The sequence below is a fragment of the Microcystis sp. M179S2 genome, from assembly GCF_020245805.1.
Classification (GTDB): Bacteria; Cyanobacteriota; Cyanobacteriia; order Cyanobacteriales; family Microcystaceae; genus Microcystis; species Microcystis aeruginosa.
This window is the reverse complement of the sequence record NZ_JADBUE010000292.1, coordinates 1-18160: the sequence shown is the minus strand read 5'-3', so window position 1 is coordinate 18160 and position 18160 is coordinate 1. Positions and strand designations below refer to the sequence as shown.

General features: G+C 43.0%; 16 protein-coding genes, 1 pseudogene and 1 CRISPR repeat array. Of the genes and pseudogenes, 10 read left to right on the top strand and 7 right to left on the bottom strand.

Annotated elements, in window-relative coordinates; genetic code table 11:
• On the bottom strand, positions 1-109 hold a 109-nt coding region (locus IM500_RS24845; protein ID WP_502882363.1), incomplete at its 3' end, for a transposase family protein.
• 280 nt (positions 110-389) lie between these two features.
• On the opposite strand from IM500_RS24845, the gene argJ reads away from it, so the two are divergent.
• From argJ to cobO, 5 genes and pseudogenes are all read left to right on the top strand, one after another.
• Positions 390-1631 (top strand): bifunctional ornithine acetyltransferase/N-acetylglutamate synthase, encoded by a 1242-nt coding sequence (gene argJ / locus IM500_RS17770; protein WP_190719121.1) that lies wholly within the window; start codon positions 390-392, stop codon positions 1629-1631.
• A gap of 228 nt (positions 1632-1859) precedes the next feature.
• Positions 1860-2120: a hypothetical protein gene (locus tag IM500_RS17765; RefSeq protein ID WP_242034516.1), complete on the top strand. Its 261-nt coding sequence runs from the start codon at positions 1860-1862 to the stop codon at positions 2118-2120.
• A gap of 30 nt (positions 2121-2150) precedes the next feature.
• Positions 2151-2396: pseudogene (locus tag IM500_RS17760) on the top strand (Uma2 family endonuclease); the annotation flags it as partial.
• Between the two features lie 206 nt (positions 2397-2602).
• The gene (locus IM500_RS17755) at positions 2603-3451 is read left to right on the top strand and encodes a Uma2 family endonuclease (protein WP_190719118.1); all 849 of its coding nucleotides are present in this window, start codon (positions 2603-2605) and stop codon (positions 3449-3451) included.
• 74 nt (positions 3452-3525) lie between these two features.
• Positions 3526-4131, top strand: a complete 606-nt coding sequence (cobO, locus tag IM500_RS17750) for a cob(I)yrinic acid a,c-diamide adenosyltransferase (RefSeq protein WP_002760003.1) — start codon at positions 3526-3528, stop codon at positions 4129-4131.
• Here the strand turns inward: cobO and IM500_RS17745 are convergent, their stop codons facing one another.
• The 6 genes from IM500_RS17745 to pstS all read right to left on the bottom strand — a co-directional run bounded on the left by IM500_RS17745 (position 4132) and on the right by pstS (position 10556).
• Entirely contained in the window at positions 4132-5313 is a 1182-nt protein-coding gene (locus IM500_RS17745) for an aldo/keto reductase (protein WP_190719115.1), read from the bottom strand.
• Between the two features lie 196 nt (positions 5314-5509).
• Complete coding sequence (gene map, locus IM500_RS17740; RefSeq protein ID WP_002760006.1) at positions 5510-6274, bottom strand: type I methionyl aminopeptidase; 765 nt, start codon at positions 6272-6274, stop codon at positions 5510-5512.
• 191 nt (positions 6275-6465) lie between these two features.
• Positions 6466-7275 (bottom strand): phosphate ABC transporter ATP-binding protein PstB, encoded by an 810-nt coding sequence (gene pstB, locus IM500_RS17735; RefSeq protein WP_190719112.1) that lies wholly within the window; start codon positions 7273-7275, stop codon positions 6466-6468.
• A gap of 11 nt (positions 7276-7286) precedes the next feature.
• A complete protein-coding gene (gene pstA, locus IM500_RS17730; protein WP_190719110.1) occupies positions 7287-8171 on the bottom strand; it encodes a phosphate ABC transporter permease PstA in 885 nt (294 codons plus the stop codon).
• 4 nt (positions 8172-8175) lie between these two features.
• On the bottom strand, positions 8176-9150 hold the full coding sequence (gene pstC, locus IM500_RS17725) for a phosphate ABC transporter permease subunit PstC (protein WP_190719107.1): 975 nt from the start codon (positions 9148-9150) through the stop codon (positions 8176-8178).
• Between the two features lie 392 nt (positions 9151-9542).
• Positions 9543-10556, bottom strand: coding sequence for a phosphate ABC transporter substrate-binding protein PstS (pstS, locus tag IM500_RS17720; RefSeq protein ID WP_190719104.1), 1014 nt, complete (start codon positions 10554-10556; stop codon positions 9543-9545).
• A 681-nt stretch (positions 10557-11237) separates the two neighbouring features.
• Between pstS and IM500_RS17715 the strand changes: the two genes are divergently transcribed.
• The 5 genes from IM500_RS17715 to cas2 all read left to right on the top strand — a co-directional run bounded on the left by IM500_RS17715 (position 11238) and on the right by cas2 (position 16041).
• Positions 11238-12524 (top strand): HlyD family secretion protein, encoded by a 1287-nt coding sequence (locus tag IM500_RS17715; RefSeq protein ID WP_287739199.1) that lies wholly within the window; start codon positions 11238-11240, stop codon positions 12522-12524.
• A 52-nt stretch (positions 12525-12576) separates the two neighbouring features.
• Positions 12577-13182, top strand: coding sequence for a Uma2 family endonuclease (locus tag IM500_RS17710; RefSeq protein WP_193959469.1), 606 nt, complete (start codon positions 12577-12579; stop codon positions 13180-13182).
• 497 nt (positions 13183-13679) lie between these two features.
• Positions 13680-14657, top strand: coding sequence for a group II intron reverse transcriptase/maturase (ltrA, locus tag IM500_RS17705; protein ID WP_287739192.1), 978 nt, complete (start codon positions 13680-13682; stop codon positions 14655-14657).
• Positions 14658-14761: 104 nt separating this feature from the next.
• Complete coding sequence (cas1, locus tag IM500_RS17700; protein WP_287739190.1) at positions 14762-15766, top strand: CRISPR-associated endonuclease Cas1; 1005 nt, start codon at positions 14762-14764, stop codon at positions 15764-15766.
• Positions 15766-16041 (top strand): CRISPR-associated endonuclease Cas2, encoded by a 276-nt coding sequence (gene cas2, locus IM500_RS17695; RefSeq protein ID WP_002757558.1) that lies wholly within the window; start codon positions 15766-15768, stop codon positions 16039-16041. Before cas1 ends, cas2 begins: the two co-directional genes overlap by 1 nt.
• Before the next feature lie 89 nt (positions 16042-16130).
• A CRISPR array of direct repeats spans positions 16131-18098; the repeat unit is 35 nt; unit sequence GTTTCCATTAATTAAACTTGCTAAGAAGTTAAAAG.
• Between the last annotated feature and the right edge of the window lie 62 nt (positions 18099-18160).

Here is an 18160-nt window from a genome sequence, read left to right as displayed (position 1 = left end):
GCATTGTTCCTAGTATTATTACTACTAATACTATCCATAAAGGGTGTCTTTTTCCTTGATCTTTCCGAAAGTCCTTGACTTGTTTCAGTTTTTCTATTAAGCTCAACATATATTTGAAAGGTTGCTGGTCACTTATCATTTTACCTGATAGTGATCGCTTTTACTTTTGATATTCTGATGGGAGAATGAAACAGCCCTAGGGGGTTGGGGGGGGGAGAGTCCGGCAAGAAAGATTTTCAGTGGAGACATTGAGAATCTAAGCCGTCTCGTCGAAGCACGGAATTTACGATAGTGATAGGTCAAGAATCCCCCGTCACAGCGTAGCTTGACGGTGGGAGTATGTCAATTGCTATAATCGAGTGTCGAATTTGAGTGGGAGACGGGAGAAAATGGCCGATTGGCAGGAAATAGAGGGGGGGATCACCGCCCCAAAAGGATTTAAATCCGCAGGGATGGCCGCGGGGCTAAAACCGTCCGGTTTGCCCGATTTAGCCCTCATTGTCTCGGAAACAGAAGCGATCGCCGCTGGAGTTTTTACCACCAGTCAAGTGCGCGCCGCTTGCGTCGATTATTGCCGTCAACGCCTACAAACTAAAGCCAGCGCCAGGGCGATTTTGTGTAATGCCGGCCAAGCAAACGCCGCCACGGGGGAAGCCGGGTGGCAAGATGCCCTCGATAGTGCCGCTGCCTTGAGCCAAGTTTTAGGGATTCCCGCCGATGCAATTTTGCTGGCTTCTACGGGAGTCATCGGGCAACGGATTCGCATGGATGCGTTAACCGCCGCTTTACCGACCTTAGCGGGTTTATTGTCGGAAAATGGTGGCGAAAGCACCGCCCGGGCGATTATGACCACGGATCTAGTCCCCAAATCGATCGCCTTGCAAACCACTATCGAGGGTCGTCCGGTCACAATTGGGGGAATTGCCAAGGGATCGGGGATGATTCACCCGAATATGGCGACGATGCTCTCCTTTATCACCTGTGATGCCGCAGTATCGACGGTTCTCTGGCAAAATATGTTAAGTCGGGCGGCCAATAAAAGTTTTAATCAGATCACGGTGGATGGGGACACCAGTACCAATGACAGTCTGATCGCCTTGGCTAACGGTCAATCGCGCACCACAGCCATCACAGAAATGGGCCGGGATGCCCAAAAGTTAGAGGCCATGTTAACGGAAGTTTGTCAATACTTGGCGAAAGCGATCGCCAGGGATGGGGAAGGGGCCACCTGTTTAATGGAAGTGCGGGTTTCGGGGACGGCCGATGATCAGTCCGCTCGTCAGATTGCTCGCACCATTGCCGGTTCTTCCTTAGTAAAATCGGCGGTTTTCGGTCGAGATCCTAACTGGGGACGAATTGCGGCGGCGGCGGGCCGGGCCGGGATAGTCTTCCATCAAGAGGATCTGCAAATTAAGTTAGGCGACTTCGTGATGATGGAAAATGGGCAACCTCTGGCGTTCGATCGAGCTAGTGCCAGTAATTACCTGAAAGCGGCAGCAAGCGGGGCTTATTTACGAGAAGATACCGTTTTAATGTCTATCTGTATCGGTAACGGTTCGGGAACGGGTACGGCCTGGGGTTGCGATCTTAGTTACGATTACGTCAAAATTAACGCCGAGTACACCACCTAAAGCGATTGATCGGTTTTGTAAACAGGCTCTCTTGTCCTTGCTGGATTGTATCCCAACAGCTTGATCAAAGGTTGACGGTAGGATCTAGTCTATCTCAATGGAGCGAGAGGACTCCCGTTAAACCGCATGGCGGTTAACGGGAGATGAATCGCAGTATCCGCTCAATAAGTAGGGGTAGTAGAGAAAAAAAGGTAAGCAAGGGACACGCAATATAATAGAATATGACACATGACGCAAAAACTAGATTCGAGCAAGAAATCAGGAGAAGAGATACTGCAAACCATCGAGCCAAAAGGGATTGCAGACGAATCAATGCGTCGGACAGTAGAAATATTACTGAACTTAATAGAGCAACTACAAGCAGAAGTCAAAGAATTACGAGCAGAAAATCAACAGTTAAAAGACGAAAACAACCGTCTCAAAGGAGAACAAGGTAAGCCAGACATCAAAGCCAACAAGAAAGGGTTTACCAACAATCAGTCATCATAGAAAGAGCGAAAAACTGCAAAAAAGCACAATTTTGAGCGTAAACTGCGTTATTTTACCGTCGATGGTCAACTGGTTCCCACTCCCCAAGAAGCTGAATTACAGCAAAGACAAGCAAAGGAACAGATTCTTTTAGAAAAGGAACAGGAACGACAGGCAAAAGAACAGGCTCTTTTAGAAAAAGAACAGGCTCTTTTAGAAAAAGAACAAGAACGACAAGCTAAGGAAAGATTAGCGGCAAAATTACGAGAATTAGGCATCAACCCCCAGACAATTTAGCCAGTTAAAATCTGCAAACAGCGATCAATAACCCCTGGAGTTACAATTATCTTGATTTGACTGGACAGACTTGAATGCAACTCACTCCCGAACAATACAAAGAAAAAATGCAGCGTCGCGTGGAAGGGCGCACCCTACTACATTCATAATTGATAATTGCTCATAGCTGTTATAATTAGATCAATGTCCCAGCCAGGGGAAAAACTATGACAACTCTCGACATTTTACCAGAAGTTACCTGTCCCCCCACCGATTTATGGAGTGATGAACCACCCTTGGAAAGTGATTTACACCTGCAACAGATCATAATTCTTCTCAGTTGTCTAGAATTGTTATGGCAAGAGAAAAACGATTACTACGCTTCCGGTAATCTGACTATCTACTATAACGAAGAACAACTGAAAAAGCGCGATTTCTGTGGTCCAGATTTTTTTGTGGTTTTAGATACAGAAAAACGTCCCCGCAAAAGTTGGGTGGTTTGGGGAGAACAGGGAAAATATCCCAATGTAATCGTCGAGATTCTTTCCGATTCTACGGCCAATATTGACCGCACTAAAAAGAAAATTCTCTACCAAAATACTTTTCGCACTCCTAATTATTTTTGGTTCGATCCTAATACCTTAGAATTGCAAGGATTTACGATACTTGAGGGACAATATCAAGCTATTTCTGCCAATGACCGGGGTTATCTATGGAGTGAACAGTTAGGATTATATTTAGGCATATTTGAGCGTAAACTGCGTTATTTTACCGCCGATGGTCAATTGGTTCCCACTCCCCAAGAAGCTGAATTACAGCAAAGACAAGCAAAGGAACAGGCTCTTTTAGAAAAGGAACAAGAACGACAGGGAAAAGAACAGGCTCTTTTAGAAAAGGAACAAGAACGACAGGGAAAAGAACAGGCTCTTTTAGAAAAAGAACAGGCTCTTTTAGAAAAAGAACAGGAACAACAGGCAAAAGAACAGGCTCTTTTAGAAAAAGAACAAGAACGACAAGCTAAGGAAAGATTAGCGGCAAAATTACGAGAATTAGGCATCAACCCCCAGACAATTTAGCCAGCTAAAATCTGCAAACAGCGATCGATAACCCCTTGAGTTACAATTATCTTGATTTGACTGGACAGACTTGAATGCAACTCACTCCCGAACAATACAAAGAAAAAATGCAGCGCCGCAAGGTCATCCAAGAGGAACGTTTAGCTGAAAAAATCGCTGAAAAAGGTTTAATTATCGTTAATACCGGCGATGGCAAGGGAAAAACCACGGCAGCCCTCGGTATGGTTTTACGTTCCCTCGGTCATGGTTACAAAGTGGCGGTGGTACAATTCATCAAAGGTGCTTGGGAACCTGCCGAACAAAAGATTTTTAGTGTTTGGGGGGAACAAATCGAGTTTTATGCTATGGGGGAAGGTTTCACCTGGGAAACCCAAGATAGAGAAAGAGATATAGAGAAAGCCGAAGAAGCATGGCAAAAAGCCCTCACTTTTCTCGAAAATCCCCAATATCAATTAATTTTACTCGATGAGATCAATATCGCCCTTAAATTCGGTTATCTGGATATTCAGGAAGTTATCGCTGGTTTAGCCCGAAAACCCGCTAATTCTCACGTTATTCTCACTGGTAGAGGAGCTTTACCCGAATTAATCGAGATAGCGGATTTAGTCACGGAAATGAAGTTAATTAAACATCCCTTTCGTCAACAGGGAGTGAAAGCGCAACCCGGCATCGAATTTTAACTAACTACTGCTTAAGCGTTGTACGGTCTCTCCCGACAATAATCGATGAGTTTCGGCGAGAAGATAGGGAATTTGATCAGCGTGGGGACTAGCGGCTAAACAGGCAGTTAAATCGAGTTTTTCCACCTCTTTTGCCTGTTGACCGGGGAACCAGTGACCCCCATTCCCCAAGAGATTGTATCTGGCCTTGGCAAAGTCAATCATATCGTAGGCGATAGCGAGATTGCGTAACCAGAGGATAGAACGAATATTGATGTGATTGGGGGTATTTTCCCAGCTAGGTAAACCCACAGACCAAGTTTTCACCCAATTATCGCCTAAACAGTTGATCATTTCCCCTTGCAATCTCTCGATAATTGGCGGTAAAATCTCCTCGGCTCGATCGAGTAAGGGTAAAGTTTTCAGGTGTTCATCAAAATCTCTGGCTTGCGCAGCACCGATACTAAGGGTATGGACGGTCGGATGACTGAGACAGAATAGATTATTAAAAACCATAGGACTGAGAGGAAAACAGAGAGCCACGAGCTTAGGGGGAGGATTGTAGAGATGGCCGCCCTTATCGGCGGGACTAATGATAAAAACCCCCATATCGTGCTGTTTTGCCGCTTTTATCGCCAGCCAGTTATTCTGAAAAATATAGTACCAGTGCAAATTGAGGTAATCGTAACAATTTGTTGCAATAGTCTTGACAATTACATCAGTTGGTGCATGGGTCGAGAAACCGATAAAACGAACTTTTCCCTGTTGCTGTAATTTTTTCGCCTCTTGCCAACAACCGCCCTCGGCCATAGTGTCATCGAGAATTTCAGCCGTGTTGATGCCATGGATGCCCAACAAATCCACATAATCTAACCGTAAAAATTGCAGGGATTGCTCAAATTTACGGCTAAATTCCCGCACATCTTGACTAGGAGAAACTTTCGTCTGCACGATAATCTTATCCCTCGGTAGTTGCGGCAAAATTTTGCCCAATTGCATCTCGGAAGTGCCGTAACCCCTAGCGGTTTCGATGTGATTAATCCCCACTTCCAGAGATTTATTAATGATTGCCTCTAAATTGCCTTGATTCTCGTCGGGAATTTGCGACATCGGCACATCCTGCCACTGAAATTGATAGCGCATTCCCCCACAGGAAAACACTGGCATTTGTAGATTAGTGCGACCGAAACGACGATACTGCATATATTCAGTTATCAGTTATCAGTTATCAGTTATTAGTGGGAAGTGGGGAAGTGAGGAGACCACTTCGTGCGCGTTGCGGGGGGAGAAGGGAGAGGGGTGATGGGGTTTTAGGGTTTTAGGGTTTTGGGGTATTAGTTGAAACTTCCCTATTTCCCCATTCTCCCATTCCCTATCCCCTGTTCCCCGTTCCCTAAATTTAATCGGATAAAGTGAGAATTTCGACACCGGTTTCGGTGACGGCGATGGTGTGTTCAAATTGGGCCGAAAGTTTACCATCTTTAGTAATAGCAGTCCAACCGTCTTTTAAGACAATATGTTGCCAGGTTCCCTCATTAATCATTGGTTCAATGGTGAATACCATGCCGGGGCGAATTTTTTTGCCCTTGCCACGAGTGCCGTAGTGGGGAACCTGCGGACCGGTGTGAAAAACATTACTGATACCATGACCGACAAAATCTCTAACCACCGAAAATCCTTGTCCTTCGGCATATTCTTGGATAGCCGCGCCGATATCGCCGATTTTACCCCCCGGCTGCACTGCATCTATGCCTCTTTGCAGACATTCTCTGGTAACTTCCACTAACTTTTTGGCCAGGGGGGAGGGAGTACCGACAAAGAAAGTCTGCGAGGTATCGCCGTGATAACCTTCTAAAATCGGGGTGACATCGATGTTAATAATATCGCCGTCTTTGAGGATTTGATCGGCGCTGGGGATGCCGTGACAGATAACCTCGTTAATGCTAGTACAGATGGACTTAGGAAAGCCATGGTATCCTAGGGGCGCACTTTTGGCTCCATGGGCGCGAGTCCAACGTTCTGCCTCGTCATTGATTTCTAGGGTACTTACCCCCGGTTTAACCATATCGGCCAGATGGTCTAACAGTTTAGCCGCTAATCGTCCGGCTCGGCGCATTTTTTCAATTTCCCGGGGAGAGAGTAAGGTGATGGTATCGTTGCCCATGAATTATCCGACTGTTGAGAAAGATTCTTGTTACATTTCTTATCCTAGCAAAATCGGGCAGCGTTATGGTTTAGGGGGGAGACTTTTCAGTTATCAGTAAACAGTAAACAGTAATCAGTGAACTGAAAACTCACATATGATCACTGATAACTGATCACGGATAGCTGTCTCCTATCTCCTGACAAGACAAATTAACCGAATCTACCGGCTACATAATCGCGAGTTTGTTGATTAACTGCATCGGTGAAAATTTTCTGGGTGGCATCACATTCCACCAAATGACCGACGCGGCTTTCATCGGTATTAAAAAAGGCCGTGCGATCGGATACCCTAGAGGCCTGTTGCATATTATGGGTGACAATGACGATCGTGTATTGTTGCTTCAATTCATGGATTAATTCCTCGACTTTGAGGGTAGAAAGGGGGTCTAAAGCGGAACAAGGTTCATCCATTAATAATACTTTTGGTTTTACCGCCAAAGCGCGAGCAATACACAATCTTTGTTGTTGTCCTCCCGATAATCCTAAAGCGGATTTATTCAACAGATCTTTAACTTCATTCCAAAGAGCAGCTCCTTTTAAAGCTGATTCCACAATCCCATCTAATTCACTGCGACTAGCGGAACGATAAATTCTAATACCGTAGGCAATATTATCGTAAATACTAGCGGGAAAAGGGTTAGGACGCTGAAACACCATACCCACCTGTCGCCGTAAGGTATGAAGGTTAACTTTGGGGGCGTAGATATCCTGGCCAAAAAACCTAACTTTGCCCTTAACTGTCACTTGCCCCTCTAATTCCCCGATGCGATTGAGGGCTTTTAAGAGAGTAGATTTACCACAACCAGAGGGGCCGATCATGGCGGTTACTTGCCTTTGCGGGATTTCTAAAGAAACCCCTTCCAGGGCTTTTTTACTACCGTAGAAAAAGCTAAGATTTTCGACTTCGATCGCCGAATTAGCTAGAGAAGTAGGAGTGTTCATGAGAGAGGAATCGATCATCAGAAAAATGCTTAATTTGAGCGTTTACGAGTAACAAAACGGGAGAGAAGGCTAGTAATTAAAACTAAGATAATTAGGACTAAAGAAGCTGTCCAAGCCAAGGAATTTTGTTCAGGAAAGGGGGAACTAGCGTAGTTATAAATCAACACCGTTAAAGCCGGTGTGGGCGACCAAAGACTTTCTTGCCAAAATTGACTAAATAAAGCCGTAAACATTAAGGGAGCGGTTTCTCCAGCGGCCCGGGCCACCGCTAATAATATCCCGGTCATAATCGGTGCGATCGCTGCTGGTAGGACAATGCGAAATACCGTATCGAAACGGGAACCCCCCAAAGCGGAGGAACCGAGACGGTAGGACATAGGTATTAGTTTTAGGGACTCTTCCGTGGTTAAAGCGACGATGGGCAACATGATCACCCCCAAAGCAAAGGCCCCCGCCACGGCGGAAAATTGTTTGGTAGTTAAGACCAAAACCCCGAAGGAAAACACCCCGACGATGACGGAAGGGGTACTACTCAACACCACGATCGCAAAGCGCAGAATGCCGCCAATTTTCGAACCCCGAGCGAATTCCGAGAGGAAAACCCCGGTGAGAATCCCCAGAGGTATGCTGCCCAGGGATGCTAAACCGACCATGGTTAAAGTCCCGACGATCGCATTGGCAAAACCGTTGGGAACACTGGGATCAGAGCCAACTGGGGCGGGTAAAGAGGTGAAAACTTGCCAATTGAATCCGGGTAAACCTTCTTTGACAATTTGAAAGAGGATGGCGAATAAAGGCAGAATAGCGATGGCACTAAGAGCGATCGCTAAACCCGTGAGACCGTTGGTAAAAAAATGTCGCCAGGGTGACAGGGGTTGCTGTAAATCTTCTTCGGGAAAAGCTCCTTGAGTCATAAAATTAACGATTGCGGTTGATAAATTGTACTAATAAAGCCGCTACACTATTGACGGCTAAGGTAATAAAAAATAGAATCAAAGCTAGATACATCAAGGCTCCGATATGGACTTTTTCAAAAGCTTCTGGGAAGGTATTAGCTAGTACAGCGGGAATAGTGTAACCGGGGGCCAAGAGGGAGGGAGTAATAATCGAGGAGTTACCGATTACCATGGCCACCGCCATGGTTTCCCCTAAAGCACGCCCTAAACCGAGGATAATCGCCCCGATAATGCCAGAACTGGCCGCCGGCAACAGCACGCGCCAGATGGTTTCCCAACGAGTGGCACCTAGGGCCATGGAGGCGCTGCGTAATTCGGGGGGGACGGTAAGCAAGACATCGCGACTGATAGCGGAAATGGTCGGCACAATCATGATGGCCAGGATCACACCGGCGATCAGCATACTTGGTCCCAAAGGTTGGGTATTAAACAAGGGGAACCAAGCAAGATTTTGAAATAACCATTCTTGCAAGGGTTTAAGCACGGGAATTAGCACGAAAATCCCCCATAAACCAATAATTACACTGGGAATCGAGGCAATTAATTCCACTAGAAAACCGATGGGATAACGGACACTTGCCGGCAAATAATTCTCGCTAGTGCTTAAAGCAACGGCGACACTGAGGGGAATGGCTAATAAAAGAGCCAGAATCGAGGAAACAACAGAACCGAAAATAAAGGGTAAACCACCAAATTTGAGGACGTTAACATCCCAAGTGGTTCCCCAGAGAAATCCCAGACCGAATTCATTGATCGCCGGTCGCGCATCCTGAAAAACAATCCAGGCCATCCAGAGCAGAAAAATTAAACCGGAGGCGGCACAAATCCAGACTAGGATTGTAAAAATGCGATCAAATAAACCGGCAGTGCCGGGGTTTTCGTTAAGATTGGCTGCCGAGAGATCAAAAGACTCGACGGGTTCAGAAAAATTGGCCATAAGGTAGACAGCAATTACCAGTTATCAGTTGTTGAAAACGCAACTGTAGGGGCTGAACAATGTTCAGCCCAGAGAAAAGAAATACTTGCAGTTATTAGTTATGGACTGAACCGGTAACTTTTTCCATCTTACTGGAAAGTGGTGACAATCAATCCCAAACTAATACAAAAGTATTTAGGGTTTGCGGCAAAAAGTACGGGCGAAGCATTCGGTTAGAAAATCTCCGGTTTCACCGATAGGTTATTGCCCGAATGCTTCGCCCCTACAGGACGCGGGCCGATGAAGACGCAAGGTTTTGAACGGCGATTCTCTCAAAATTTGCACCTGTTTCGCTCGTAAAGCCACAAAACCCTTACCTTGCCTACATTTCACATTTATTCAGCAAACCCTATTTATTTAATTTTGTTAACTTCGGCTAAAACTTTTTCAGTCACCGATTGAGGAATCCGGGTAAATTCCAATTGATTGTTGATTCCTTGACCAGTGGTCAGAATCCAAGTCAACAGTCTTTTAATTTCCGCCGCTTTTTTGTTATCAGCATAGTCTCTCGGTACTAATAACCAAGTAATCCCGACGATCGGATAGCCATTGCTCGGATCATCTACATTAGCGGTAAAATCAGCGTTAAATTTCACCCCTTCCATCGCCTTGTTAGCTTGAGCGAGACTGGGTTCGACAAATTGACCGGCTTTATTTTGAATTCTGGCGGTTCTCATGGTTGCCCCTTCGTTTTTGCGGGCAAAGGTATCTTGAACGTAACCGATCGAGCCTTCTGTTTGTTTAACCAGGGCCGCCACACCATCATTTTTCGGTCCTTTGAGAACGGTAAAACCCCAGTTAGGTTCTTTGCTGGTTCCCACTTTACTTTTGAAAGAAGGACTAATAGCGCTCAGGTGAGAGGTGAAAATCTCGGTAGTACCGCTACCATCAGCCCTAACCACTACTTTAATCGGTCGGTCGGGCAGTTTCGGATCTACTTGTTTCCAGTTGGTGATCTCACCACTGAAGATTTTACCCAGGTTAGCCCGGGAAATTTGCAGGTTATTTACCCCCGGCAGATTATAAACCACGGCGACGGCTCCTCCAGCGGTGGGAACTAGCAGTAAACCGTTTTTCATCTGGCTTTTTTCCGAGGAGGAAGGAGCCACATCGGAAGCCCCAAAATCGACGGTTCCGGCGATAAATTGCCGAATACCAGCACCGCTACCGACGGAATTATAGTTAACGGTGACACCGGTGGCGTTTTTATAGTCGGCAAAATAACGCTGGTATAGGGGCGCAGGAAATGATGCTCCTGCACCGTTCAGGGTTTGGGCGAAGGCTTCTCCCATCGTCCCTGCTAAGGCCGCTGCCGTGGCGAAGGAGACAGCACACACACGAGTTAGGGTAGCAGTTGAGAATATCATAAGTTTTCTGGTTGAAGAATTCTGCACAATTGCGAAAGTTGAACTTTCTTCAAAATATATTTTAAGGCACAAATATTACTTTTAAATCTAGAAATATTTTAGTTTTTTTTGGTTAAGAATTGGTTAAGCTTGCTTTAATCACTCTTAACCTTAAACCTTGATTAGAAAAGTAGTTAGTTAGTAATTTTATCGGCAAGATTTTCTAGGGAAAATAGACGAGGTTTAAGCCGATGCCAAGAAAAACTAATTGATCCCATTATTACAGATGAGATCGGGATAAGCGCATCTCAAATACTATGAAAAATTGGTATTTTGCTAGTTAATTTTACTACCTAAGCAAAATTGATTATAGTTCTGATCTGTTAGCCGTAAGCCTTGAATCAGTTTCATTGATCAGTTACCAGTTATCAGATGTGAGTTTTCAATTCACTGATCACTGTTTACTGATAACTGAAAGGTCTCCTGTCTCAACTAGGAAATTAATTGTCCACGACTACTTATATAGCAATTCCCATAGTTGTGAGGTACAGAGTCTTAGGTTTTGACAAGTCAGGAGTGAGGAGTTAAGATTTTGGTGTACCTCATGAGATTGGGAAACGCTATAAGTTCTCAAAAATTGCGCCCCTAGTTATCGTTTAAGATCGAAGTATCAACCTTGGCCAAATTTGAGAGATAAAGGTAATGGCTCGATCGCACCCCGTTCCTAACTTGCCGGTAGCCCCGGAAAAACGGCAATTCAACCCGCGGTTGCTGTTGCCCCTAGCTGTTGTGATTGCCGCCGGTTATCTCGGTTGGCGACATTTTGCCCCTGTCCCCCCAGCTACGGTACTCAATGTCAGTGGCAGGATTGAAGCAGACGAAACTGATATCGGGGCAAAAACTGGCGGACGAGTAGATCAAATTTTAGTCCGGGAGGGCGATCGAGTCAAAGCAGGACAAGTGATCGCAGTAATCGTCGATGAGGAAGTTAATCAACAACTGCAAGCAGCGATCGCGTCTGTTCACGCCGCCCGACAAGCGGAAGCACAAGCATTGTTAGATATTAGCGTGGCCGAAAGTCGCATTCAAGAAGCGGCAGCGAACTTAGTGCAAGCAAAAGAAGACTCCTCCGGACGAGTTAGCCAAGCGAGCGCCAACGTTGCTGCCGGTCAAGCGGCAGTAGAACAGGCCAAAGCGGAGGTAAAACAGGCAGAAGCGGCAATAATCAGGGCAGAAGCCCAATTAAAACTGGCTTTAGCCGATCGAGAACGTTACGATCAACTATTTAGGCAAGGAGTAGTTAGCCAGCAACAATTCGATCGCACCCGTACCGATGCCGACGCGGCCAAAGCAGACTTAGACACCGCTAAAGCGACTCTCGTGGCACGACAAGCCGCCGTTAACACTGCCAGGCAGCAACTGCGAGCAGCCCAGGGAAATTTAGCCCAAACCCGTTCCACAGCCCTTAATTCCGTCATTCGCAGTAATCAGTTAAGTGCTTACCAACAACAAAAAGAACAAGCTAAGGCCCGATTAGCCATGGCCCGGGCAAATTTACAAGCGGCGATCGCTAATCAACAACAATTACAAAAACGTCTCGACTCCATGCAGGTAAAAAGCCCGATTAATGGCATCGTTCAGGATCGTCCCTTGCAACCGGGGGCCGTAGTTACCAGTGGGAAAACCCTGCTCACCGTCATCGATCCCCAATCGATCTATCTGCGCGCCTATATACCAGAAGGGGACATCGGCAAAATTTATGTGGGCAAACCAGCACAGGTATTTCTCGACTCCGATCCCGATCGCCCCTTAGCTGCTAAAGTTAGTGCGATCGATCTAAAAGCTGCCTTTACTCCCGAAAATATTTACTTCCAAAAAGATCGCGTCCGGCAAGTGTTTGGTGTCAGATTAGCGATCGATCAGTCGGAAACCTACGCTAAACCCGGGATGCCCGCCGATGCTAAAATTGACTTGAAAATTGGGATATAATTCAACTAATTACAAATCGTTATTTTGAGGGGCTTTGCCATCGGGAGTGCAGATGACTTACCTATCCCAAAAACCTCTGATATTCGAGGATTTTTTGCAAAAATATGGCAATGAATTTCGCTATGAATTAGCCGATGGAGAATTAATCGATATGGAACCGACCGGGCCGCATGAAACGGTTAGCGGTAAAATAGCGACCCACATCGGTATGGCTTTAATTAAAGCGCGAAAACCTTGGTTCATTCCCCGAACCTGTCTGATCCGCCCTTTTACCGATGCGGCCACGGCTCGTCGTCCCGATGTTGTCGTTCTCGATGAGACCGTTCTCGCCCTAGAACCCCTATGGGACAAAGAACCTGTAATTACCCTACCCCGATCGATTCAATTAGTTGTCGAGGTGGTCAGTAGCAATTGGGAGACCGATTACGCTCGTAAGGTGGAAGAATACGCGCTTTTTGGAATTCCTGAATATTGGATCGTCGATTATCGCGGATTAGGAGGAATTGCCTTTATCGGCAAACCCAAACAACCCACTTTTACCGTCTGCCAACTACTTGATGAAGTTTATCGGCAACAACAATACCGTTTGGGAGAACTGATTTCCTCTCCTATTTTTCCCGATCTTCAACTCTCTCTCAACGATGTTATGCCTCGTTGATGTAAACGGGTCTGGCTTTACTAATAACCTCAACTGTTTCAGAAATATGGTTCTTCGTTACTTGGTATGATTCGATCAGAGGGCATAAATTGACTAAATCCTTATCTGGCAACAGACTTAATTGATTAGTTCGCTCTAGATAAAAACAATTGACAAAACAAAAATCGCTAAATATCTTTCTCTATAAGAGTTCTATCTCTTATAACTCTCCCCCATTGCATACCACAAACCGAAGAACCTGTTACATTTGATAAATTGAGGAGTTGATTAAAATTTATCCAGATAACCCACCTCCTGTTCTGTATTATTATTATACCATCCTCACACACAACCTAGAAGAGTCTTCAATTTCTCAAGTCCTTACCTAGCTTACTCTTGAGTGGCTTTATTCTAAACTCCAGTCTCTATCCGAATAAGGAAGGCATTGATTAGGGAAAGAGGTCATTCCGAGAGATTTATAGAATTATCTTGATTCTATTTTTCTTGGGATTTGCCTGATGATAACCATCGTTAACGACTTTCTCAATTTGTCTAACTTCCAACAAGCTTGGTTGAAAGTCAAAGAAAATAACGGTTGTGCGGGAGTTGACGCTGAAACCATTGATGATTTTGCTCAAAATCAAGATTTTAATCTTGTTCAATTAAGAGAAGCAGTCGCTAATAGCACTTATTGCCCTCACCCTTACAAACAAGTCAAAATTCCTAAAGAAGGAGGTAAATGGCGAGAATTAAGAATTCCAACCGTTAGAGAACGAATTGTTCAACAAGCTCTTTTAAATGTGCTTTCTCCTCTGGTTGAACCTCATTTTTCTCCTTGTAGTTTTGCTTATCGTCCTAATCTATCTTATATTCAGGCGGTAGAAAAAGTCGCTGATTGGCGTGATCTCGGATATCGATGGGTGTTAGATGCAGACATCGTTCAGTATTTCGATAATATCGATCATCAGATATTGCTTGTCCAATTACGTCAATATATCGATCACCCTGGTATTTTATGTCTGATCAAAGCTTGGATTTCTTCAGGCATATTAAGCGAGCAAGGATTGAAATTACCAAAGAAAGGAATACCTCAAGGCTCGGTTATTTCTCCTTTGCTTGCTAATATCTATTTAGATAAATTTGATCACACTATTGCTAATTCGGATATTAAATTAGTACGCTATGCAGATGATTTTTTAATTTTAGCTCGTACTCAAGAAAGAATTAGACAAGCTTACTCGGAAGTTGTTGATCTACTTCATTCTCTTAAGCTCAATATTAATCGTGATAAAACCCAAATTACTGACTTTGAACACGGGTTTTGTTTTTTAGGTCATGGCTTTTTAGAAAATGCTATTTTTCCTGTAGATAAACCCAAGAAAAAACAAGGAGATCGGGAAACACAGAGAGTCAGCGAATATTTATCAACTGGAAAAAAAAAAGTTCAGACGCAGAAAAGTTACAATCAGAAAAAGAAGAAATATCTCGGCAATTAATCATGTCTTCTGTGGAAATTAAAACCCTCACTAATACTTCCAATCCAAAGCAACAACAAATACAAGTTGCGCCACGTTCTCAAAAAAATGTTTGGAATCAGACAATGGCTACATTATATTTACTAGAACAGGGAACAAGCTTGTTAAAAGAACAGTTTCGGTTTCTTATTCATGTACCAGACAAGGATAAAATAGAAGTCCCCATTCGAGATGTGGAAAGAATTCTTCTGTTTGGCAATATTAATTTATCTACTCCAGCGATCGCTACCTGTTTAGAATCACGAATTACTGTCTTGTTCCTCAGTCTTTCTGGGCGATATAAAGGACACCTTTGGAGTAAAGAAGGATCTAATTTGAATGTGGAATTACTACAGTTTCAACACCAGAATGATCGTCAATTTCAATTGAATACATCCAAAGCTATTGTTCGAGGCAAGTTAATCAATTCTAAACAGTTATTACTAAGATTAAATCGTCAGCGCAATATTTTAGACATTGAACAGGCAATTTTAGGGATTAATACCGATCTTGAAGCTTTAAAGTTGGTAGATAATATTGACAGTTTACGAGGTTACGAAGGGATTAGTGCTGCTCGCTATTTTTCCGCTTTGGGACAATTAATAATCAACCCAGATTTTAATTTTTCTCAACGTCATCGTCAACCTCCAACTGATCCAGTCAATGCTCTTTTAAGCTTTGGCTACACTCTTTTATTTAACAATGTTCTCAGTTTAATTATTACTGAAGGTCTTTCTCCTTATTTGGGTAACTTTCATTATGGTGAAAAGAAAAAACCTTATTTAGCTTTCGATTTAATGGAAGAATTTCGGTCGCCCATTGTTGATAGTTTAATGTTAACTTTATTTAACCAATCTATCCTAAAATCTAAAGATTTTGAATCTCTAACTGAAAAGCCAGGAATCTATTTAACTGAACAGGGGAGACGACTATTCCTGAATCAATTTGAGAAGCGAATGACTGAAAAAGTTACCCACTCTCAAATTTCATCTCAGATTTCTTACCGAGAAGCCATTCAATTACAAATTCGGCTGTATAAACGTAGCTTGCTGTCATCTATAGCCTATGAACCTTTCTTTCGAGCCTCCTAATGTTAGTATTAATTGTTTACGATATTCCTGACAATAAAAGACGCACTAAATTATCTAACTTTCTGGAAGGATACGGTAAAAGAGTACAGTTTTCTGTGTTTGAGTGCTTTTTATCTTTAGCGGAAATGCGAGAACTTTATGAAAAAGTCAAAAAAAAAGTTAAACCAGAAGAAGATAATGTTAGATTTTATTGGCTCTCAAAAGATGCTACCTCAAAAACTTTAACTATCGGTAGCAAACACCCTGAACCCCCTCCACAATATTATGTAATCTAGAAAAAACAAAATCTTATCTCTCACCTTTATTAGTAAAAAAATCTCCTTAGAAAATTAAAGTAGGAGATTTTTTATTCACTAATCGTTAGCTTCACATTAATTAAACTTGCTAAGAAGTTAAAAGGCCAGGGTGACTCTAGTGGGTTACGAAACCCTAGGATTTGTTTCCATTAATTAAACTTGCTAAGAAGTTAAAAGCTGTCGAGGAGGGAAAGGGAACGATTCTGTCTGTTTCCATTAATTAAACTTGCTAAGAAGTTAAAAGTTGCAAACAAGGGATCAAACCATCCTCCTGCTGCAGTTTCCATTAATTAAACTTGCTAAGAAGTTAAAAGAAGACCAATAAAATACTGGAAGTATTTCCCGTGGGTGTTTCCATTAATTAAACTTGCTAAGAAGTTAAAAGAAGTTTCTTGCTATTCCCAAATCCATCGCAAGATGGACGGTTGCCTTTGTTTCCATTAATTAAACTTGCTAAGAAGTTAAAAGTCTGAAGAATTGGGACCGTACCGCCAATTTTTGGAGTTTCCATTAATTAAACTTGCTAAGAAGTTAAAAGCAAGGCGTGAATGCCAGCGATCTTGCGTTGTATCTGATGGTTTCCATTAATTAAACTTGCTAAGAAGTTAAAAGAACCTCCCGCCGATGGGCAAGATGCAGCACCAGTGCAACGTTTCCATTAATTAAACTTGCTAAGAAGTTAAAAGGCAATCGGAGTTGGACAACATTTTGAACCGGCTAGCTGCTTTAGAGTTTCCATTAATTAAACTTGCTAAGAAGTTAAAAGTTGTGGCCCAAATGCAAAACCAGAAAGCCCTCGATGAGGGGTTTCCATTAATTAAACTTGCTAAGAAGTTAAAAGAGTAAAAGCCTGCAAACAGTAGGAGGCTGTAAGCAAAAGTTTCCATTAATTAAACTTGCTAAGATGTTAAAAGTCCTCAAGATTTTTTCCTTACTCGGCAACAAAAATGGTTTCCATTAATTAAACTTGCTAAGAAGTTAAAAGTTGGGTTAAGCAAGGTTCATCGTTTTTAGGACAAAGTTTCCATTAATTAAACTTGCTAAGAAGTTAAAAGATTTTTTCTTGTGTGGCCGTAGGATCAGTCCTGGGTGGGTGTTTCCATTAATTAAACTTGCTAAGAAGTTAAAAGAAGAAATCTAACACATCACCCAAGGAGATCGTGTTTATGGTTTCCATTAATTAAACTTGCTAAGAAGTTAAAAGATTTGTTCTTTAGGTGCTAATTACTGGTTCTTATTTTTGGTTTCCATTAATTAAACTTGCTAAGAAGTTAAAAGAATCCAGTACCCGGTTGTAGAATTACTTATCAGAAGCAAACGTTTCCATTAATTAAACTTGCTAAGAAGTTAAAAGATATTATTAACCTGGGCCTTTTCGGTGGTGTTCGGGGCATCCTTGTTTCCATTAATTAAACTTGCTAAGAAGTTAAAAGTGACGTTGTTACCAAGACAGCAATTGTTAACAGTTATCCGTTTCCATTAATTAAACTTGCTAAGAAGTAAAAAGTTGGCCATAAAAATAGATGAAAACAACGTCTGGACCAAAATGTTTCCATTAATTAAACTTGCTAAGAAGTTAAAAGAAGAAGAGTTTCAAACAATAGTACAGTCACGAATAGTGACGTTTCCATTAATTAAACTTGCTAAGAAGTTAAAAGTAACCCAAACCGTAACAGTAACAGTAGTTGACATCCAGCTGGTTTCCATTAATTAAACTTGCTAAGAAGTTAAAAGGCAAATAGCCATTTTAACCTACAACCCGGGAAATGCGCTCTGTTTCCATTAATTAAACTTGCTAAGAAGTTAAAAGACCGGTGGTATGTTGAACGTCAACACTGCCAACGGGTCTGGACGGTTTCCATTAATTAAACTTGCTAAGAAGTTAAAAGCCGCCCTTGCGGACGCAACTCTGATTGCCGATAACTGTTTCCATTAATTAAACTTGCTAAGAAGTTAAAAGGCGAACTCGGCAACCTAGAAACAGCCGATCTCCAAGAGATCGTTTCCATTAATTAAACTTGCTAAGAAGTTAAAAGTTTTGACCCTTTATGCTCACGAGGAGCACAGCAACAAGATGTTTCCATTAATTAAACTTGCT